General features: G+C 52.0%; 16 protein-coding genes. 4 read left to right on the top strand and 12 right to left on the bottom strand.

The genetic code is table 11. From position 1 onward, the window contains the following. Positions 1-989: 989 nt before the first annotated feature. Both KA369_01750 and KA369_01755 read left to right on the top strand, forming a co-directional pair. The gene (locus tag KA369_01750; protein MBP7734674.1) at positions 990-1,835 is read left to right on the top strand and encodes a flagellin; all 846 of its coding nucleotides are present in this window, start codon (positions 990-992) and stop codon (positions 1,833-1,835) included. Positions 1,836-2,075: 240 nt separating this feature from the next. Next, the gene (locus KA369_01755; GenBank protein ID MBP7734675.1) at positions 2,076-2,927 is read left to right on the top strand and encodes a flagellin; all 852 of its coding nucleotides are present in this window, start codon (positions 2,076-2,078) and stop codon (positions 2,925-2,927) included. 170 nt (positions 2,928-3,097) lie between these two features. Here KA369_01755 and KA369_01760 read toward each other — a convergent pair whose 3' ends face one another. Both KA369_01760 and KA369_01765 read right to left on the bottom strand, forming a co-directional pair. After that, on the bottom strand, positions 3,098-3,376 hold the full coding sequence (locus tag KA369_01760; GenBank protein MBP7734676.1) for a hypothetical protein: 279 nt from the start codon (positions 3,374-3,376) through the stop codon (positions 3,098-3,100). Positions 3,377-3,584: 208 nt separating this feature from the next. Next, positions 3,585-4,478 (bottom strand): hypothetical protein, encoded by an 894-nt coding sequence (locus tag KA369_01765; protein MBP7734677.1) that lies wholly within the window; start codon positions 4,476-4,478, stop codon positions 3,585-3,587. A 433-nt stretch (positions 4,479-4,911) separates the two neighbouring features. Here KA369_01765 and KA369_01770 point away from each other — a divergent pair, with 433 nt between their 5' ends. Beyond that, complete coding sequence (locus KA369_01770; GenBank protein ID MBP7734678.1) at positions 4,912-6,846, top strand: aconitate hydratase; 1,935 nt, start codon at positions 4,912-4,914, stop codon at positions 6,844-6,846. A gap of 88 nt (positions 6,847-6,934) precedes the next feature. Further along, entirely contained in the window at positions 6,935-7,621 is a 687-nt protein-coding gene (locus KA369_01775; GenBank protein MBP7734679.1) for a hypothetical protein, read from the top strand. 3 nt (positions 7,622-7,624) lie between these two features. Here KA369_01775 and glpQ read toward each other — a convergent pair whose 3' ends face one another. From glpQ to alaS, 10 genes are all read right to left on the bottom strand, one after another. Further along, on the bottom strand, positions 7,625-8,587 hold the full coding sequence (gene glpQ, locus KA369_01780; protein MBP7734680.1) for a glycerophosphodiester phosphodiesterase: 963 nt from the start codon (positions 8,585-8,587) through the stop codon (positions 7,625-7,627). A gap of 36 nt (positions 8,588-8,623) precedes the next feature. Then, on the bottom strand, positions 8,624-9,958 hold the full coding sequence (gene radA / locus KA369_01785) for a DNA repair protein RadA (protein ID MBP7734681.1): 1,335 nt from the start codon (positions 9,956-9,958) through the stop codon (positions 8,624-8,626). A 3-nt stretch (positions 9,959-9,961) separates the two neighbouring features. After that, positions 9,962-10,837: an MCE family protein gene (locus KA369_01790; GenBank protein MBP7734682.1), complete on the bottom strand. Its 876-nt coding sequence runs from the start codon at positions 10,835-10,837 to the stop codon at positions 9,962-9,964. A gap of 572 nt (positions 10,838-11,409) precedes the next feature. Continuing rightward, positions 11,410-11,871: a hypothetical protein gene (locus KA369_01795; GenBank protein MBP7734683.1), complete on the bottom strand. Its 462-nt coding sequence runs from the start codon at positions 11,869-11,871 to the stop codon at positions 11,410-11,412. Positions 11,872-11,883: 12 nt separating this feature from the next. Next, entirely contained in the window at positions 11,884-13,152 is a 1,269-nt protein-coding gene (locus KA369_01800) for a trypsin-like peptidase domain-containing protein (protein ID MBP7734684.1), read from the bottom strand. Beyond that, the gene (locus tag KA369_01805; protein MBP7734685.1) at positions 13,130-14,554 is read right to left on the bottom strand and encodes a hypothetical protein; all 1,425 of its coding nucleotides are present in this window, start codon (positions 14,552-14,554) and stop codon (positions 13,130-13,132) included. The genes KA369_01800 and KA369_01805 overlap by 23 nt, the downstream gene beginning before the upstream one ends. 222 nt (positions 14,555-14,776) lie before the next feature. Further along, the gene (locus KA369_01810) at positions 14,777-15,574 is read right to left on the bottom strand and encodes a hypothetical protein (protein MBP7734686.1); all 798 of its coding nucleotides are present in this window, start codon (positions 15,572-15,574) and stop codon (positions 14,777-14,779) included. A 189-nt stretch (positions 15,575-15,763) separates the two neighbouring features. After that, on the bottom strand, positions 15,764-17,101 hold the full coding sequence (locus KA369_01815) for a glycerate kinase (GenBank protein ID MBP7734687.1): 1,338 nt from the start codon (positions 17,099-17,101) through the stop codon (positions 15,764-15,766). Between the two features lie 272 nt (positions 17,102-17,373). Continuing rightward, a complete protein-coding gene (locus KA369_01820; GenBank protein ID MBP7734688.1) occupies positions 17,374-17,832 on the bottom strand; it encodes a chemotaxis protein CheX in 459 nt (152 codons plus the stop codon). Positions 17,833-18,131: 299 nt separating this feature from the next. After that, positions 18,132-20,768 (bottom strand): alanine--tRNA ligase, encoded by a 2,637-nt coding sequence (gene alaS / locus KA369_01825; GenBank protein ID MBP7734689.1) that lies wholly within the window; start codon positions 20,766-20,768, stop codon positions 18,132-18,134. Positions 20,769-20,824 lie beyond the last annotated feature (56 nt).

The following is a 20,824-nucleotide window of genomic DNA, read 5'->3' on the forward strand; positions in this document are numbered from 1 at the left end:
AGTATGAATAAAATTATAAATGCCAGTTCAGCAATAATATAGAGAAATCTGTGATTCACTTTTTTGGAAAAAAGCACTTTGCCGAGAACATTGCCAAGTAAAAGACCGATTGCGACGATTATTACTATGATTTTAAAAGCCGGGGAATAAAAAGAGTAATATTTCAGCAATAAATATACATTGCTTAGCAATACGGCAAATATCGTGAAAGAAAGAAAAATATTGAAATGTATTATTTTCCTCTGGGATATATTGGAATAATGAAATTCTTTCAAAAAAGCCATGCCTCTCAATCACCTTTATGAAACATCGACAGTGTATTATTGTTAAAATCGGTAATTTACAAGAATTTTTCAATCAGTATACTTAAAAATTAAGTTACGATACCAAAAATATGTTCATTTTACTAAAAAACCGTCTCAAAAAAATGCAATAACAATTAAGTCTGTCATTGCGAGGAGCGCAGCGACGAAGTATGCCTCGGCTTCTCCTCGACTATGCTCGGGGCGAGCGCTCGGCAACCAGCTGTACCCCGATCGAAGCGGTGCGGTGAGCCCTTCGACGTCGCTCAGGACAAACCTGTCGAACCGTCGAGGGGCGCTTCGTTACACTGGCGATGACAGGCAAAATAGTGATTAACTGTATTTTTATGATGGCTTTTAGGATAGTTCCAAGGAATTATTTAAAATCTGGGCCAATATTAACGTCATTAATAAAAAATTTATCAATTTACAAAAAAAATAAAAATTTTCTAACGTAAAATATTGAAATTCCGACAATTTGATTAGGAAAAAAATGCAAAAAATCAGCAAATATGATAAAATATAATAATATATTTATATATTTATTAATAACAAATGATAATCGCCTATAATCGCCTATAATCAGGATCAATAAAATCCTCCCTGAAACCGAATTAAAACATGAGAGGTGAAAGCCGATCAGGCTGGCAAGGAGGCCAGCCGCGTAAGATTCAGGGAGGAATCTTAATGATCATCAATCACAACCTGTCTGCCATCAATGCCAACCGTGTCCTGAAATTTCAACACTGGAACGTTGACCACTCAATGGAAAAGCTTTCCTCCGGCATGAGAATCAATCGGGCCGGCGACGACGCTTCCGGCCTTGCCGTATCCGAAAAAATGAGATCTCAGATAATGGGCCTTCGCCAGGCGGAGCGCAACACCGAAGACGGCATGTCAATGATCCAGACCGCCGAAGGATACCTTCAGGAAGTCAACGACATCATACAGCGCATGAGGGTCCTCGCGGTCCAGTCTTCCAACGGCATATACACGCAGGAAGACCGGCAGTATATCCAGGTGGAGATTTCCGAGCTTGTCGATGAAGTCGATCGCATTGCCTCGCAGGCCGAGTTCAATAAGATGAAGCTTCTCCTGGGCGATTTCTCCCGGTTGAATCCGAAAGCCTCCATGTGGTTTCACATGGGTCCGAACATGCACCAGCGCGAGCGGGTATTCATCCAGACCATGACCGCCGTCGGACTGGGAGTCCGTGATTCCGTCGGCAGGCCCATAAGCCTCTCGACAGCTGACTTTGCCAACCGCAGCATCGGCTTCTTTGATGAAGCAATACATATTATTTCAAAACAGAGGGCCGACCTGGGCGCCTATTACAATCGCCTTGAACACGCGGCGAAGGGGCTCATGAACGCCTATGAAAATACCCAGGCGTCTGAAAGCCGCATCCGCGATGCCGACATGGCGGAAACGACCGTCGATTACACCAAATCCATGATCCTGGTCCAGAGCGGGACCGCCATGCTGTCTCAGGCCAATAACAGGGCCCAGACCATACTGGAGTTATTGCGTTAGTGTTTTAGTGGTTTATAATCATATTTTTGTTCCGCCGGCTGTGGGGCCGGCGGGGCAAGCTCTTTGAAAACTCTGTAACGTACAATACCGACATTGCGGCAAGCATGTAGCTCTAATTTTAGGTACTCATGGTTGCAGCAATGCACCAACAGGTATTCCCTGTAAAAAAAGTAAATAACCTGGTAAAGAATAATTCCTGATAAGGAGATCGGGAAAAGTAAAACAAAGGAGTGTTAGACTATGATAATCAATCACAACATGAGTGCGATCAACTCCCACAGGGCGTTGAAGTTCAAGCACTGGGACGTTAACAAATCAATGGAGAAGCTGTCCTCCGGTATGAGGATCAACCGGGCCGGCGACGACGCTTCGGGTCTTGCCGTATCTGAGAAGATGAGAACCCAGATCCAGGGCCTGCGTCAGGCGGAACGGAACACCGAGGATGGAATGTCCTTCATCCAGACCGCGGAAGGGTATCTTGACAACACGTCTGCCCTGCTGCAGCGGATCAGGGTGCTGGCGATCCAGTCTTCCAACGGCATCTATACCCAGGAAGATCGTCAGCTCATCCAGGTCGAAGTTTCTGCTCTCGTAGACGAAGTCGACCGGATAGCTTCCCAAGCCGAGTTCAACAAATTCAAACTGCTGCTCGGCGATTATGCCCGGACCAACCCGAAAGCCTCCATGTGGTTCCACATGGGTCCGAACATGCACCAGCGTGAGCGGGTCTATATAGGCACCATGACCGCGGAAGGCTTGAATCTGAAGGAACGGACCGGCAGATTTCTTGTTAATCTCAGTACCGCTGAAGGTTCGAATAAGGCTATCGGCTCGATCGACGACTCTCTGCATAAGATCGCAAAACAGAGAGCCGACCTTGGCGCTTACTACAACCGTCTCGAATTTGCTGCGAAAGGTTTAATGAGTGCCTATGAGAATATTCAAGCATCTGAAAGCCGTATCCGCGATGCTGACATGGCTGAGTCGTTAACCGATCTGTCCAAGGATCAGATACTCGTTCAGAGTGGAACTGCCATGCTTGCTCAGGCAAACATGAAGACAAGGACAGTATTACAGCTTCTCGGTGGTTAATACAAAAATTAGATGAAACGCAAAAGGGAATACCACCAGGCGCAAACCCGCTCGAAAGAGCGGGTTTTTTATTTACATGGAAACAGAGTCGTGATGACAATGGGAAGGAACGGTCTCTCTCAGAAGGGATAAGCTCTCAGGGATACGCGATTATTTAATAAAGGAATTGTTCAGGCCAGGGCGTCGAAAAACGAGCCGGGCTGGATGCCAGAGGTTGTTTTCCGGGAGATGCCCGCCGGGGAATACTCGTGATGGGAGCCGCTTTTCATCAGGGCCAGCATTTTGTCATGGTCTTCCGGCGAAGGCTTGGAATAGGTGATATTCGATTCCGTCCTTCTCGTTACGCCGTGGATATTCTCAACGCGCCCGGCGTTGTACAGGGGCCAGACATAGAACTTTTCTGATGCGATCCTGTTGTTCGCCATGCCGCTGAATCCGATTTCGGCCATGCCGGTGGAAATTCTCATAATTATCATATCGGCAGGATGACGAACATTCTTTAATCATCTTTACCCCTGTTCAGCTAAACTCACCGCGACTGAATGGGTCATAACCGGAATGACTCCGGCATATCTGCAGCCAGATGGCATCCGTCAAGCACCGGACAAGCGCCCTTGCATTTATCAAACCCGTCTCTCCGGCGTGTTCTGATGCTCGCTACATAATCCTTATCTCCGCGGCGCAGCGCGGGCAGGAACAGCCGCTTTTCCCAGCGGGAACTGAAAAGGCGTTGCCGCACCCGTCGCACCTGATCTCCGGCCGGTCAACGGCGACAAGGCTGCCGCAGGATTCGCAGATCATCCTCGCGGCGCCCTTCACCGCTCTGAGCTCTCCGCCGCAACCGCCGCAGTGCCTGACCTCACTGTCGCCCGGCTCCATTTCGATATACTCATCCCTGATCCCGCCGAGATCCATGAGCTTATCCCTGTCCGCATCGTTGAGATAGGGGGCCCAGCTCTCCAGGAGAATTCCGTGGTTAATCTTCATCCCCATGTCGCCGGTGATATTGTCCGGGTGTGTTCCCAGGAGTCCCTGTTTCGCGCATTCCTCGATGAGCGCCCATGAGAATTTCACCCAGGCATCGTACATCTTCCAGAAGGTCGCGGAAAAAACTCTTCCCGTTTCCGGATCATAGCGAAGCGCCGCCATGGCGCGGCTCGCATTTTTTTCCAGGTCCGCCATGCCGGGAGTGAAGGCCTGGATGGTGTACTGCTCGGCCATGTAGTTGATGATTGCTTCGCGGTAATCGGGATCGCCGATGCGCGGCGAATAGGAGGCGGGACAATCAGCCACGTGGATGGCAAAGAGCTGTTTCTGGATAGAGCGGTATCGCTCACGGTCATGTTTTTTCAGGGCCTTTTTCATGCCGGGCATAAGCTTTTCATTCAGCTCCCGCCATGCCGGTCCCGGCATCTTCGATCCCGGAGTGGATATGGATTTTTGGTAATCCCAATCGGTATAGGTGCCGCAATAATCGCAGTAGATGTAGGCGGTGGCGTACCCTGCCACCTTGGGAGAGCCGCAGGCACGGCATTTGACCTTTTTAATCATCAAGAGAGAAGCTCCTGTCTGATACAACCATATCCCTGTTAACGAGCGGCTAATGTGTCAGGAAAAGCGTACCGCTTCCGGTAAAATTATTTGCTCCGGCACATGAATGGTGCATGGTTTCTCATTTAAGATACAACTTTTTTGTCCTGATGTCAAAAATCCAGGATCTCATTATTCTTAATCCAGTGGTCCCCTGGTCTTATGCCCAGCTGCAGGTTTTCCATGACGGGATCATAGCCAGCAGGTCATTAACGGTGATGGCCCTTTTTCTCTCAAGGGCGTATCCAGGACCACGGCTGCAAGCTACGGAGAGTGTTGTATCTCAAAATGTTTTGCTCACCCACGATCAATAAAAAGTACTTGAAAAGAATCATGGCCAAAATCAACTGGATGCCATTCTATTAATAAAAGGAAATGGAGCCGGGGACCAGCCATGGGACAATCAGTCTGTTACAAGATACTTCACGACCATATCATTGAAGGGACATTGGCGCCCGGCAATGAAATCGGCATTCGCATCGACCAGACCCTCACCCAGGACGCCACCGGGACCATGGCCTATCTCCAGTTCGAGGCCCTGGGTATTCCCAAGGTCAAGACCGAGGTTTCTGTATCCTATATCGACCATAACACCATCCAGATGGGTTTCGAGAACGCCGACGACCACCTGTATCTCCAGACCATGAACGCAAACTACGGCATCTATCATTCCCGCGCCGGCAACGGCATCTGCCACCAGGTCCACCTGGAGCGCTTCGGCAGGCCCGGCGCCACCCTCCTCGGGTCCGACAGCCACACACCCACCGGCGGCGGCGTTTGTATGATAGCCATCGGCGCCGGCGGCCTCGACGTGGCGGTAGCCATGGGCGGCGGCCCCTTCTACCTGACGGCACCGAAGGTGGTCAATGTCCGTCTAACCGGGAAGCTCCGTCCCTGGGTGTCGGCCAAGGACGTGATACTCACCGTCCTCGGCATACTCACGACAAAGGGTAACGTCGGCACGGTCCTGGAATACACCGGCGAGGGCATCGCCACGCTTTCCGTTCCAGAGCGGGCCACCATCACCAACATGGGAGCGGAGCTCGGCGTGACAACCTCCCTCTTCCCCAGCGACGAGATAACCCGGCTGTTCTTAAATGCCCAGGAGCGGGGAGATTCGTGGCGGCAGATTCTTCCAGACCCGGACGCAGCCTACGACCGCGTCATCGACATAGACCTCTCCTCCGTGGAGCCGATGGCGGCCTGTCCCCACTCGCCGGACAATGTTAAAAAGATAGCGGAGCTGAAAGGGCTTCCCATCCACCAGGTGGCCATCGGCAGCTGCACCAACTCATCGTACAAGGACCTCATGACCGTGGCCCGGGTCCTTAAAGGCAAGAAGGTCGATCCGCGGACAAGCCTTATAGTCGCCCCCGGCTCCAGGCAGGTCTTCGAGATGATCGCCCGCAACGGGGCCCTTGCCGACATCATCGCCAGCGGCGCCCGCATCATGGAATCCTCCTGCGGCTTCTGCATCGGCGCCGGGCAGGCGCCCCCGACCGACGGCGTGTCCCTCCGGACGAACAACAGGAACTTTGAGGGCCGTTCCGGAACGGCATCGGGCCAGATATACCTGGTGAGCCCGGAGACAGCCGCCCTGTCAGCACTAGCCGGGGTCCTGGTGAATCCCCGTGAATACCCGAAAGAAGAGTTTCCCTTTGTTTCCATGCCCGATCAATTCATCATCGACGATTCAATGATCCTTCCCCCGTCGGACACTAAGGGGAAGATCATCCGGGGGCCCAATATCGGCGAGCCTCCCTACACGTTGCCCCTCCCGGATGAACTGCAATGCGTCATCGGCCTTAAGGTGGGGGATAAAATAACCACCGATCATATCATGCCCGCCGGCCCCCGTTTGAAATACCGGTCCAATATTCCCGCCTATTCCCAGTTCGTATTTGAGAACGTCGACCCGGAATTCTCAAAACGGGCCTTTGCGGACAAGCAAAAGGGGCTGTTCACGGCCATCGCGGGAGGCGCCAGTTACGGCCAGGGATCGAGCCGCGAGCATGCAGCCATCTGCCCCATGTACCTGGGTGTCCGCCTGGTCATGGCGAAATCATTCGAGCGGATCCATTCGGACAACCTTATCAATTTCGGTATCATCCCCCTTGTGTTCAGGGACGCTGGCACCTACACGGCGATAAACGCCGGCGACAGCGTGACCATCCGCTCCCTCAGGTCTCTGGTCATGGAAGCGGAGACCATCCCGGTTGTCATCGGGGGGTCGGAATATCAGTTTACCCTGGCCCTGTCGCAGCGTCAGCGCTCCATCCTCCTTGAAGGGGGACTGCTGAACTATACAAAGAAAAAATTCGGGGCATAGAGGCATCGCCGGAGGCTTTTCAATGTCCCGCAATCCAATACTTTAGCCTGGACCGGCGCCTGACGAAAGTCTATGGAACAATCAACCAATGAACTATTACGAAACAATCATCCTCTGCCAGCCCGATGGAGAGAAAAGCTGTTCCGCCTGCTGCGGTCTTTTCAATTTTTCCGATATATCCCGTGAAAACCTGTCTCGCTTTCTGGAGAGCGGCGCAGCCCGGTCATCGGCATTCCTGTCATCGAGCGACATTACCGATCAGGGCGACGGCAGCGCCATAAGGGACACCACGTCATATATCTGCCCCCACCAGGGTCTCCTGTTCAACAAGCGTCCCGGATGCCTGCTCCATCCCCAGTACCGGAACGCTTCATTGCGCCATAACTCTTTTTTCGGGGAGAAGATATGCGGCGGCTTTCTCTGCCCGGCCCATTCGATCATGACCACTGAGCAGAAAAAGACCTTCATCAGGCTTATAGACGACTGGTATCTCTACAGCATCGCCGTTATAGACCCGGAATCGGCCGTATGGATGCTTGACCTTCTCCGGCATCGCTACCCCATAGCCTTGCAACGGGACGAGGTGGCCAAAAGGATTCTTTCCGGGATGATAGAGATCCACGCGCGGTATCTGAACGAAAGCCATGGCCCGGTCTTCTTTTATTCCGTGGCCGAATACGAGATCGGGAAAAAGAATATTTCCCTTGCCTGTGATTTCACCGACAAGGAACTGCAGGTACAGGAAATGATCGATGTGATTGAAAGCAACCTCTGATCGTCAGAGTCCTTTTTTCGCCAGAAACCGCAGGGCCCTGTCGGGGAAATCGGTAAAGATGCCGTCCACCTTCATTTCACATAAAAATATCTCCAGCATTTCGTCAAAGGTTCCGGCGTAGGACGGCAGGGCATCGGCCCTAAACGTATAGGGATTCACCTCCAGGTTCCGCTCATGGGCCCATTCCACCAGGCGGGTATATTCCGGCTTGGTTCCCTTCCCCCTGTCAATGACCACCTGGTTGACCCAGGGACCGATGAGGTCGGCATAGGTTGCCACCTCGTCCAGACCCTGCGGGGTCACCATGCGCTCATAGTCGACGCCGGGAGTCTCCTCCCAGGTCACATCGCCGATGAGCTGCACCATGGGAAGATCGCTCTTCAGCGTATCCCTCATGTAGCGGATGCAGTCAGGCTCGAAGCTCTGGATGACACACTTTGAAGTCCTGGAGCGGTATCCGAAGCGGTGGACGACATCGATCACCGCTTTTCCGATGTCCTTCCCCTCTTTTGTGTGATAGGCAGGTCCCTTAGGCTCGATATAGAACCCCACGTCCATGACCATGCTTTTATTAAGCCCCTGGATGAGGTCGATCTCCTCTTCCAGGGTGGGGATTTCAAAATGCACCCGGGAATCTGCCGGGAATCTGCCGGGATGGACCTCCCTGCCTGTCGCGGGGTCCACCCGCTCATGGAGGCGGAGCTTCTTGATCTCCTCAAGGGTGAAGTCTATTGCGTAGTGCAATCCATCCTTCCTCTTCCGGTCAGGGAAGAGCTCCGCGACGTTGGTCATGGCGTCCAGGTAGTGATCGTGGAACACGATGGGTACTTCATCCCTGGTGAGGAGGGCGTCCAGCTCCACGTAATCCGCTCCCATGCCGAAGGCCAGGGCCTTGCCGGCCATTGAATGCTCCGGGAGATAGCCGCAGGCTCCCCGGTGGGCGATGACTAAGGGTTTCTTATTCATGGTATGCTCTCAGTCCTTTTGTAATAATGTCCGTTATTATTCAAAGAGCCGGCCGATGGCGTCTTGTATCGTCCGTATGCCTATGATGGCTCCCTCAAAGCCAGCCGCCTTCGCCTCCGTCACTTCCGCCTCCGGCAGGATGAGGGTATCGAAGCCGGAATGCCTGAATTCCTGTATCCTCCGACCGCACAGCGAGACCGGCCGTATCTCCCCTGACAGGGATATCTCCCCGAGGAGCCCCACGCCATGGGGCACCGCTTTATTCTTGAAGCTCGAGGCAATGGACACAGCCACGGCCAGGTCCGCCGCCGTGTCGTTTATCTGGAAGCCGCCGGAAACGTTGATGAACACGTCGAAGGCGGCAAGCCTCAGCCCTGCGTGTTTTTCCAGCACCGCCGTGATGAGGATCAGCCGGTTCAGGTCAAAACCGTCGGCCATCCGGCGCGGATTGGGGAACGCAGACGAGGTCACGAGCGACTGGACCTCGAAGAGGATGATCCTGCTTCCCTCCGCCGCCGCTGACACGGAATTTCCCGGAGCCTGCGAGAGGTAGGGATTCAGGAATATCTTGTTCTTGTCTGTCACCTCCACCAGGCCGCGCTCCTCCATGCGGAAGAGGCCTATCTCGTTCACCGACCCGAAACGGTTCTTGAAGGCACGGAGGACGCGGTAGTCCCGGGAAAAGTTCCCCTCAAAATAGAGGACCGTGTCCACCAGGTGCTCCAGGAGCTTCGGACCGGCTATGGCGCCCTCCTTGGTTATATGCCCGATGAGGATCAGGACCGCGTTCAGCCTCTTCGCAGCCTCGGCAAGGCGCGACGCCGATTCCCGTATCTGGCTCACCGAGCCCTTGAGCCCCGGTATTTCGGACGAATACAGCGTCTGAATGGAATCGACGATGAGACACTGCGGCTTTTCCGCTTCGGCCAGGCCGATGATTTGTTCAACGCCGCAGGCGGTGGATAGTTTTATTGCCTCCGTGGGGCAGCCGATACGATCAGCCCTGAGGCGGATCTGCGCCGGCGACTCCTCGCCGGAAATGTACAAGGTCTTGAAGTATCCGGCCACCTGGAGCGCCAGGGTGGATTTGCCGATGCCCGGCTCCCCGCCGATGAGAATCACCGAGCCGGGCACGATGCCGCCGCCGCACACCAGGTTGAATTCCCCGATCCCTGTCATGATACGGTGAACAGGACTGAATTCAACGCTGCCCAGGGATATCACATCGCCGGCAGGCGCTGTCTTGGCTGGTGCCGAAGGCTCAGACTCAACGATGGTGTTCCATTCGCCGCAGGCGGAGCATTTCCCCTGCCACTTGGGAAAATCCGTACCGCAGGTGGCGCATATGAAATATTTTCTGTTCCGGGCCATTTTTTAGTTCTGGGTCCGGAAAAAGAGTTTCGACGGATCCTGCTTGAGCTGCCGGAAGAGGTCCTTGGCCGCGATGGATGCGTCGCGCAGGTTTACGTAGATGTCCTCCTCGTTCAGGAGCCGCCCCAGGGTGCCGCGGCCCTTCTCAATCCGGAAGACGATCTTGTTGAGGTTAGTGGACGTTTCGGACAGGTTCCTGAGCGTGATGTTGATGTCGTCCTTGTTCTTGTCGGAAAGATCGGCCATGTTCTTTGAAAACCTGTTGATGTTCGCCATCATGATCTTTGACTGGAAATTCAGGTTGGCTATGGTCTCCTTCGCGGATATGATCGCCTGCCGTATGTCGTACTTGTTGTCGTCCGCGATCTTGTTAAGGTTTCCCACGAACTTCTTGGAATTCTGGAAAATCTCCGCCAGGACCTGGCCCCCGCTCTCGTCCTGCATGAAGGCCTGGAATGTCATCATCATCTGGTCGAAGCTGGCCGGGTCCATGCCGTAGACCTTGTCCCCGTCCATGAGGAATTCCTCCACGTCGCTTGCAGGGGGGACGAAGACGTTGATATACTTTTCTCCGATCAGCCCGGAGGTGAAAATGGCGAACTTGGTGTTTTTCACCAGGGAATACTTTTTTTCGATCCAGAGGGTCACCTCGGTTTTTTCACCGGACTGCTTGATTGACTCGACATAGCCGATCTTAATCCCGCCGGCTATCTTGACCGGGGCGCTTATACGGAGATCATTCAGGAAGTTGAAATAGACCCGCAGGGTATACCCGGAGCGGGACACATTGATTTTCGCAAGGAGCGCCACCAAGATAATGAACAGGGTGAAGCTGATGGTTATCATCAGGCCAACCTTGGCTTCATTGTTGAGTTTCATACGCATCCTCCGGAGAAGACGTGGTCATGGATGTCATCCCTACACATCCATTATTCCGACAAAATTTGCAACTATATTTCGATATAATATTCCTTCCGACAGCAATAGGTGCGCATGCACACCCGCCGGAGGGAGTATTCTGTTACGCATTTTTATGTTGACAAAGTTCCATCAAAAATTTATGTGATTAGAAAATTGAGGAGGTACTCCGTGGGAAAGCAATACAACGCCAGAGAAAAGCGCCAGAGGGCGAAGAAGCAGATCAAGAGAAAGAAAAAGCTCCTGAAGGAAAAACTGTCGAAAAAGGGTTAATCACCGCTGTTTATAGAGCCGGTCATCTTTTTTCAATATTACCGTATCATTCTCGATTCTTTTTAATTCCAGACAAAAATTGACAAATTCATTGTATTCAATGGGCTGAAATGCCATTGCGTCAAAATGGATTTGTTTTTCCGCGTCCAGGACTATTGACCCGCTTTTTTTTGTGACAACGATCCTGCGGCTGCCGAACCTGTTTTTACCTCATGGGTCCTGGTCACTTCCTGGCTTATCAAAGATTTCATTCAATTTCGTCATTCAATGATAACCGCCCCTTTTTCGAAGAGGATATCCAGGATATAGGAGTCCCTTTTGGAATTAATAGGGGTATAGGCGATCAGCTGGCCCGAAAATTCGAGGTTCCTGTTCTCTGAGAGCATGGAGATCGATACCGCGCTGTCTATATAGACATGGTAGACAATTTTCACGTTCAGACGCTCAGCCTCGGGGTCGGTCAGGATGACACGGTATTTTTTCTTGAGGCGCGTGGTTTTCTGTATCGATGTCACCAGTCCCCGGACCAGCACAATTGAGTTCATCCTGCTTTCAAGGAAGTCATCGCGCAGGATCGGGGCGGTGCGTTGAAATTCAGAAAAAAACTTCTTATCCAGCGGGAGCGCTTTCTGTTGTGGCGCCCCCTCCTCCGGGAAAAGCCTTATCGGCGCCATTGTCATCAGCAGAAGCGCGGAACATATCCGTAGAATATTCGCTGTCATATCGTACCGCCTTCAATCGGAAAGTTGTATTTCAAAAACTCGGGAATCCCTGTTCACAGTGATCCTTCCTATCCGTGAGCCGCCTTTATCGAATATTCTCATAAATGAATCCAGGGATGAGATTCTTTTGCCGTCCATTGAGAGAAGAACATCGCCTTTTTTCAGGTTATAGAGAATGCTCTTCGGCGATACATCCGATATGACCACGCCGCCGGTCTGGGAATTCTCATCTATTTCAATGCCGTAGAGCATGAAGAGCCTGTTCATGGCGGTCCGTATTTTTTTATATACCGTCCGCTCCATCAGCATGAGGTTCACCTCCTCCATGCGACCGTTCCGGGACAGGGTAATGTCGATGGTCGTTCCGACCGGTTTGTTCCCAACGGACCGAATGAGGCTCCCCAGGGTCGTTATTTTTTCCCCGTCCACTTCACGAATGATATCGCCGGTGAGAAGACCCGCCGATTCAGCGGGGGAATTCTTTATCACTGATACTATCTTGAGAAAGCTCTCCTCTTTCCCGATGCCGTTCCGTTTTTCCTTGACCAGGAATCCTATCCATCCGCGTCTGACCCTCCCATGCCGGATAAGCTCGCGGCACACCTGCTTAACCAGATTGGAAGGTATGGCGAAGCTTATCCCCTGGAAGCCGCCTGATTCGGAACGGATCGCCGTGTTGATGCCCACGAGCTTTCCTTTCAGATTGATGAGGGGCCCGCCGGAATTGCCCGGGTTGATGGACACATCAGTCTGAATAAAATCCTCAATGTCGGCAAACCCTATATTGTCCCTCCCCTTTGATGAAACAATGCCGCCGGTGATGGTCTGCCGGAGTCCGTAGGGATTGCCGATGGCCAGGACCCATTCCCCTTCACAGAGCCGGTTTGAATCATCGAAGAGGACCGGGCTCAACGGCACGGCATCTGGATGCCTTATTTTTAGAAGGGCAAGGTCGGTTTTCTGGTCGGCAAGATACAATTTTCCGTTCTCAAATCTATCCAGCTCCAACGGCACGCCGTCTTTTAAAAGAACCTGAAAATAGTCGCCCTTCATGACCACGTGATAATTGGTGACTATATACCCGCCCTCAATAATGGTTCCGGAGCCGTAGGCGATCTTTTTGAAATTCCCGTCTTTCCCGCCTGCTTTTCTTTCATATATGGAAATGCTCACCACGGAATTCTTGACCGAATCAGCCGCATTGATAAAAGGCCCGTTGAAAGTATCAGGCCCCGCCGCGCCGAGCAGCGTTACGACGCTAATGACCGACAACAGCGTCAAAATAGCTGGTGCCATCCGGCATGGTGTACTTTTTAAAATCAATTCCTTTCCCCTTGGGCGCATGCTTGTATTTTGTATCTCTCGGGGCAAGCCCGGTCAGCAGCGAGAATATCCCAACGGCGATTCCCTCCGCTATTTCATTCTGTTTTTTTGTCAGCAGAAGCCGGTCACGGCTCCTGTTCAGGTATCCCAGCTCGATGAACGCGTTGATGGCATTGACATGGAGCGGCATGATCCATACCGATATATAGCTCTTGCCGGGTTTTTGTGACCGATTATCGTCACCGTGAATATTGAGTGAATAGCATATGTAGCGGATGATTTCATAGGAAGCATAAGCGTTGTCGCCGCCGAAGCCTTCCTCTCCCCCGTCGCGCCGGTAATGCTCGTAGGAAGACCGCTCCCGGTCCCAGAACCTTCCTTCGGGGACAAAGTTATCAAAGGTCGGGGCATATCGGCTTGAGGGAACGCGGTAGCGTGCCGCACGCTCCCATCCCGGGCTGTCCGCATAGGACCACCTGACCATGTTGTACCGGTACCCCTTGAAGCCGGAACGGTCTATTTCAAGGCTGTTCCGCAATGGATACCCGGTGAAATAAATCGACGTATCGTTCAGGAACCAGTCAAAATCGGAGCGGGTGTTTTCCTCAATGAACCATTCCCGGTAACGGCTCTTCGTGTAAAACTTTTTACTCTCCTCCTCTTTCTTCAGGTAGGCAAGTCCTTTCCGGAGAAAGGAATAGGGCGGAGTGATGACCGGGTTCATGCCCTCGAAGTCCCGGGGCGCGTCTTTTGCCAGGTGGAGCGATACGACCAGGTGAGGCCTGACGGCATTGATGCGGGATATTCGACCCGGCTGCATTTCACCGAATATGTCAGGATAATCGAAAAGCCTGAAAAGAGCGTTCGGATCCTCCCGGTCATAGGCCTCTTCTTCGGATACCGAGCGTCCCCGGCTCATATAGGTCAGGATAGTGGCCTTTTGCGGCATTCCATCGGCATATCGCTCCAGGATGCGGTAGAATTTTTCCCTGTCTCCCCCCGGCGCAAGGAGCTTCAAGATCTTTTCCGTCTTTTTTGCGATGCTGTAAACGATTTCCCGTTCCTGTATGGACCCTCTGGAGGCGCCCTCCTTGAAATGATCAAGGAATCGCCGGTATACGGTGTCATACCTGTCACCATGGACCGACATGAGTTTTCTTCCCACCCCGCCATGGCCCGGGTCAATAACGACCCTGAAAGTCGGGAATTCCTGTATGCTCGTCATGGCGGGCATCATGACAAAAAAAATGACAGCGACAGGAATCAACAACCATGGTTTGAGGAGCAGATTTACCGTGAAAAAGTAGCATTCAATAATATTATACTTGATGACTTCTATTTTTTTTCTGGGAACGGCCATGCGCTCTTACTGTCTATATCTCAGAATTGATGGTGCAAATATTAAACCCGCTCGCTATAAATTCTATTACAATTTATCCGGGGTTAACTATTTTTTAGAGGATTGTTCCCGGATATGGATAATTACCGCAATCGCTTGCGATCCTTCCGTAATCGGCATGTTCAATTAATAAAAAAAAGGGGACGAATCCCCTTTTTTTTATTTCTATGACAAAAATTCTGATTACTTGGTTTTAGTCTCGGTCTTGGTCTCTTCTTTCTTTTCAGCGTAAAGCCTGTTTTTATTATCAGCCTTGGCGACTTTATATTTATCATGAATGCTCTTTTTCTCATTATCATCTTTCGCGAGAGATTCCAGGATCGCTATGCCATAGGCCCTTGCCACGCGCATGTGATACACGGAACCGGCATAGGACCTGTTTTGTTTCGATGACTGGGCATCGTCAACCTGGCCGTAGGCAACCCTTAATCTCAAGTGGTTATTCTGGAGCTGTTCCGCTACGTCAGGATCGATGCGGGAACTGATATTCAGATGGAGAAGAAGAACCTTGCCGGCGCACTCATTGAGGAGCTCATCATTCTGCTTTTGATAGTCATCGATAACGAGCTTGAAAAGCTCATTGATCGCGGTCAGGTTTTTTTCCAGTTTGTCCCTGGCATAGATCATGTTCCGCTTGTAGTACTGTTCGAGGCCTTCTTTATATCCGTTATATATTTCCTGATATTTTGTATCCCATCCTTTGCCTGAATTATTTTTTATCAGAACATTCAGGAGGTATATGTCTTCAAGATTTCTCTTCATCAATTTTTCAACAATTTCATTGGCATGAAATTTTGCCAGATAATCGTCTTCAGGCCTGGTTGACTCATCAAAATCCTTGCTTCTGTACGATCCGTCGGGCATCTTTTTAATGCCGTCATCCTTCTTCTCCGCGGCTTTCTCCTGGGCGAACGCAAGAGAAAAAGCGAATACGCTTACTATAATAAGCGACATAACTTTGCAGCACCTTCTCATCGTCATAATATTTCTCCTCGTGAAAAACAATATTTATTCAAATTAAAAAAACTAGTCTTTCTATCCTTATGGAAAAATTAATGATATGTTAATTTTCAAATTATAAATAATCAACACTTTTTTTATATATCGTACTATTTTCCTTTCTACTTAATCCTTTTATTCTAAAATATGCAATTCCGATAACTAATTATGTCACAACACCAGTATTATACGCACATCCATCGTATTGGTGTTAGTTGGTCCGGTCACTATGAGATTCCCCACTTTCTCATGGAAATGGTATGAATCATTTGATGCGATGTATGTATTGATATCGATCCCCATTTTCCTCGATTGATCCAGCGTCAAGCCGTCTGCAACTGCTCCGGCAGCGTCCGTGGGGCCGTCGCTGCCGTCAGTGCCGACGCTGGCCATGGTGATCCGTTCCATTCCTTCTATAAACAATGCCGCGTGCATGGCAAACTCCATGTTCCTTCCGCCCAGGCCGTCGCCGTTAACCACGACCGTGGTTTCCCCTCCGCTTACAACGCACGCCGGAGCAGACACCGGATTGGAGGATGCCGCGATCTCCCGGGCCACCCGGGAGTGCCAGAAAGCGGCGTCCCTCGTATCCCCTTCGATCATGGATGATAGAATGATGCTGTTATAGCCGCGGGCCACTGCCTCATCCCGCGCTGCCTGGAGGGCTATGATATTCGATGCCACGATGAGATTCGTAATATTTTTAAAAATCGGATCATCGGAACCGGGATTTTCCTCGATATCGCCCCGGACGCCCATTTGTATGCGGCCCAATACTGACGCCGGCACCTGATCATCGAGGCCGTAATTTTCAATTATCCCCAATGCATCGCGGAACGTTGACCGGTCCGGCACAAAGGGGCCCGAAGCGATCACATCCATGTTGTCTCCAACCACGTCAGATATCATGAGGTTGATCACCGTGGCTCCCCCTGCCGCCCTCGCCAGATTGCCGCCCTTCACCAGAGACAGGTGCTTCCGCACCGTGTTGACTTCATGAATACCGGCGCCGCATTTGAGCAGGAGGGACGTCGTTTCCCTTTTTTCCTCAAGGCTTATCGGCTCAGGGGGGAGCGGCAGGAGCGCCGAGCCGCCGCCCGATATAAGCGATATGATCAGATCATCCGCGGTTGCGCTGTTCAATAAATCCAGCACCTGTTTCGCCCCCTTTACCCCGTTGGCATCAGGCACGGGATGGGCTGCTTCGATGATTTTTATTTTTTGAAGTCTATCCGTATACCCGTATTTGACGCAAATGAGGCCCTCATCAAGGCGGTCACCGAGAAGTTCCTCAACTGCCCTGGCCATAGGCGCCGTTGCCTTGCCGGCGCCGGTCACTATGATACGGCGAAAACCGTCCAGATCGAATTCCTTCATAACCTGCTCCCCGGATAATAGCTGGAGCGTGTTATTCTTTCTCCTTACATGAGTATCTACCGCGGTCACCGGATTCACCGCTGCAATGGCAGCCTTATAAATGGCCGTCAAATCTTCTCTTGCCTTTGACATTCAGTCATCCCCCATGACCCAATGGAGTTGGTTTTGGAACTATATGATTATTAATGATACCGCATCATTTCTGAAAAGTCAATAGTCTTATGCCCATCCCGTTTTTGTATTCTGAAAGAAAGCGGTATTGTTGCGTGCTCTCTTGAATACAACGATGTGAGATGATTCACTTAGTGGCATCAGCTCCGATCAAATTTCGTATAAGGGCTGTTACAAATCCATCCCTCTGTGAAACGGTGTGCTAGTACGGTGCCGTGCTTAAGGAAGCTAGTCTAATGCATTTCCTTGAAATAAAAATCGATGTCGAAGCCCCCGAATTTCGAGTTGAAGGAGAGGTTTATATTTTCATAGAGGGTCTTCATGGAAATCGGGTCATCGTTGAATTCCGGCGCGTTGAGTTTGATGTCATGCTTCAAAAACTGCATCTGGTTGGCGAAGGTCCCGGTGATAAGGTTCGCCAGTTCGCCTGCCACGTCACCGTGGTACTTTCGGATCGTCTTCATGTCGTCGGAATTGATGAATTTCATGGTGATGAGGTCAAGGGTCTTCTTGGGAAGATTTATGATGATCTCTCCCTTCATGGTTCCGTTGATCTCAACGACCACCAGGGGGTCTTTGGTTTTAGACTGGGTTTCGAACACTTCCTCAACTGAGGCATCATCGAGAAAGTGCTTGAATATATGATTTACGGAACGAACCAGATATTTTGAGTACCTATCTGTATCAACCATGAACACACCTCATAATAATGCGGATCGCCTTTTCTGTATGACGTATCCTTTGACCTGTTGAATAACTGTTCAACAATACTATCAAGTACCCTCTGCCGGTGGCGGGTGCACGTGTCTGTCATTAATTAGTTATACAACAAGTCTATTCTTTATAGCGGAAAACATCCGTAGGAAAACATGTATATTCGGAAAAATTTTCTGTCAATAATTTTACATAATTATGTCACATAAAATCGCAACCATGAAAAACGCGCCCGGAGCGGACGCGTTATTAGCTCCCATGCATTTTGGGTTTGCGGTTATTTCCTGGCGACCATGTCCCGGGCAATGGCGACTGCTTTTGCAACCGCGTCGGCCAGACCCTCTGGCGATTTACCCCCCGCCTGGGCCATATCCTTGCGACCGCCGCCGCCGCCGCCCACCAGCTGCGCCGCTTCCTTTATGATCTTCCCGCAGTCTATCCCTTTTTTCACCGCATTGTTCGTCGCCGCGAACAAGAGCAGGGCCTTGTCGTTATTATTCGATCCGAAGAGGACAACGGCGTTCTGTTCCTTTTCCCTGATGGCGTCGGACAGGTTCCGCAGCTCTTCCGCTTCCATGCCATTGAAGGTCCGGGACACGATGGTCACGCCATCGAGCGATTCCGCGCTGGCCAGTATCGAGTCCAGGCCGGTCGACAGGGAATCCTTCTTAAGTTTTTCAAGTTCTTTTTCGAGCATCCTTGACCGCTTTACGATCTCATCGACCTTTTTTACAAGGGCCGATTCGGTGACGTTCACCAGATTGGCCAGGGCCGATACCGTTTCCTCCTGGCTATTGTACCGGTCGAGGACCCCCCTGAGGGTCGCTGCCTCGATGCGGCGCATGCCGGCTCCGGGCGAGGCCTCGCGGAGTATCTTGAAGAGACCGATCTGGCCGGTCACTGCCGCGTGGGTGCCTCCGCAGAGCTCCTTGCTGTAATCGCCGACGGACACGACCCTGACCGTGTCCTCGTATTTCTCGTCAAAGACGGCCATGGCGCCGGTCTTGACCGCATCCTGGTAGTTCATGACCGTCGTGGTTACGGGTATGTTTTCCCATATTTTCCGGTTCACCATTTCTTCAACTTTTTTCAGCTCGTCGCCGGTCAGGGCGTTAAAGTGAGAAAAATCAAAGCGCATCCTGTCAGGGGACACCAGGGATCCCGCCTGCTTCACATGGACACCCAGCACCGACCGGAGGGCGGCATGGAGGAGGTGCGTGACCGTGTGATTGGCCCGTATCAGGTTCCTGTTCACGATGTCATAGGCCGCGGTGACCCTATCACCCTTTTTAAATTCCCCTTTGACGACTTCACCGACATGGGTGGTCGTTTTATTGTTCTTCTTCGTGTCCTCGACCCGGAACACCGCCCCGGTCAAGGATGTTATCAGGCCGATATCCCCCACCTGGCCTCCGGATTCGCCGTAGAAGGGGGTCTCCTGCAGCACCAAGAGTCCCCTGGAACCTTCACCAAGGCGGTCAATGGCGGCAGCGCCGTCATGGAGCAGCTCCACGGTCGTGGACACGGTCTCAGAGTCGTAACCCCGGAAGACTGTATCAGGAGCGGTTTTGCCGATCTCCTCGCAGGCTTCGTCAAGGCTGCCTGACGCGGCCTTCCAGCTCTGCTTACCCCTTTCACGCTGCTTTACCATCTCATCTTCATAGCCCTTGACGTCCACGTCAAGGCCGCGCTCCATTGCCATCTCCCTGGTCATCTCCAGGGGGAATCCGAAGGTGTCATGGAGGATGAACGCGTCGCTCCCCGACACTATTTTTTCCCTGTTTTTCGAGCAGGTCTTCATTATCTCTTCGAGGCGGTCCATGCCGTTCTCGAGGGTTTCCAGGAAGCGCCTCTCCTCGGATTCTATGACCTTTTTCACATTGACCGAGGATTCCTTGATCTCGGGATAAAAGTCTCCCATGATGCCGACGATCGGATCTACCACGGCGTATATGAAGGGCTCCGCGATGCCGAGCTGGCGGGTGAAGCGCATGGCGCGCCGGAGGATGCGCCGCAGCACATAGCCCCTGCCGTCATTGGAGGGATAAACCCCATCCGACACGGCGAAGGTAATGGCCCTGGCGTGCTCGGCGATGATGTTCACCGGAACCTTTTTGTCGTCCCGGTAGTCGATCTTTGCCCGGTCGCATACGAATTTGGTGATGCTGATGAACTCGTCTGTCTCGAAGACCGAATCGACGTTCTGCACCAGCGCGGCCAGACGCTCAAGGCCCATGCCGGTATCGATACCGGGCCTGGGCAGGGGTTTCAGGTTCCCCGCCGCGTCCTGGTTGTACTGGTTGAAGACCAGGTTCCAGTATTCCAGGAAACGCTCGCACTCGCATCCTGGCTTGCAGTCCGGTTTGCCGCAGCCGTAGGCCTCGCCCCTGTCTATGTAGAGCTCGGAGCAGGGACCGCAGGCCCCGGTGTCCCCGGCGGGTCCCCAGAAGTTATCCGCCTTGCCGAGGCGCACGATTTTTTTCTCCGGTATGCCGATATTCTTGTTCCACAACGCGAATGCCTCGTCATCGTCCTGGTAGATGGACACCCAGATCCTGTCCGTGGGAAAGCCGATCACCTTCGTCGAATAATCCCAGGCAAACTCGATTGCTTCTTTTTTAAAATAATCGCCGAAGGAAAAGTTGCCGAGCATCTCGAAAAAGGTCAGGTGCCGCTTGGTTTTGCCGACGTTCTCCAGATCGCTGGTGCGGAGGCATTTCTGCACCGACGAGGCCCTGGTGTATTCCAGGTCCACCGTACCGGCGAACATGGGCTTAAACTGGACCATGCCGGCCGTGGTGAAGAGGAGGGTCGGGTCATCCTTGGGGAGAAGGGAGCTGGAAGGGACGATCCGGTGACCCCGTTCCCGAAAAAAATCAATGAAGGACTTCCGCAGATCCATTACCGTAAGCATGTCGCACCGCCTGTTATGATCCTCTCAAAACGAGGTATTGTGGCAATTTCTAGGCA

Source organism: Spirochaetota bacterium, from assembly GCA_017999915.1.
In the GTDB taxonomy this organism is placed as follows: Bacteria; Spirochaetota; UBA4802; order UBA4802; family UBA5550; genus RBG-16-49-21.

Coding starts and splice junctions, on each gene's coding strand:
- KA369_01820 (MBP7734688.1), bottom strand. CDS start 17,832: ATGGTTGATACAGATAGGTACTCAAAATATCTGGTTCGTTCCGTAAAT.
- KA369_01750 (MBP7734674.1), top strand. CDS start 990: ATGATCATCAATCACAACCTGTCTGCCATCAATGCCAACCGTGTCCTG.
- alaS (MBP7734689.1), bottom strand. CDS start 20,768: ATGCTTACGGTAATGGATCTGCGGAAGTCCTTCATTGATTTTTTTCGG.
- KA369_01810 (MBP7734686.1), bottom strand. CDS start 15,574: ATGACGATGAGAAGGTGCTGCAAAGTTATGTCGCTTATTATAGTAAGC.
- KA369_01790 (MBP7734682.1), bottom strand. CDS start 10,837: ATGAAACTCAACAATGAAGCCAAGGTTGGCCTGATGATAACCATCAGC.
- KA369_01755 (MBP7734675.1), top strand. CDS start 2,076: ATGATAATCAATCACAACATGAGTGCGATCAACTCCCACAGGGCGTTG.
- KA369_01815 (MBP7734687.1), bottom strand. CDS start 17,101: ATGTCAAAGGCAAGAGAAGATTTGACGGCCATTTATAAGGCTGCCATT.
- KA369_01775 (MBP7734679.1), top strand. CDS start 6,935: ATGAACTATTACGAAACAATCATCCTCTGCCAGCCCGATGGAGAGAAA.
- KA369_01805 (MBP7734685.1), bottom strand. CDS start 14,554: ATGGCCGTTCCCAGAAAAAAAATAGAAGTCATCAAGTATAATATTATT.
- KA369_01770 (MBP7734678.1), top strand. CDS start 4,912: ATGGGACAATCAGTCTGTTACAAGATACTTCACGACCATATCATTGAA.
- KA369_01765 (MBP7734677.1), bottom strand. CDS start 4,478: ATGATTAAAAAGGTCAAATGCCGTGCCTGCGGCTCTCCCAAGGTGGCA.
- KA369_01795 (MBP7734683.1), bottom strand. CDS start 11,871: ATGACAGCGAATATTCTACGGATATGTTCCGCGCTTCTGCTGATGACA.
- radA (MBP7734681.1), bottom strand. CDS start 9,958: ATGGCCCGGAACAGAAAATATTTCATATGCGCCACCTGCGGTACGGAT.
- KA369_01760 (MBP7734676.1), bottom strand. CDS start 3,376: ATGGCCGAAATCGGATTCAGCGGCATGGCGAACAACAGGATCGCATCA.
- glpQ (MBP7734680.1), bottom strand. CDS start 8,587: ATGAATAAGAAACCCTTAGTCATCGCCCACCGGGGAGCCTGCGGCTAT.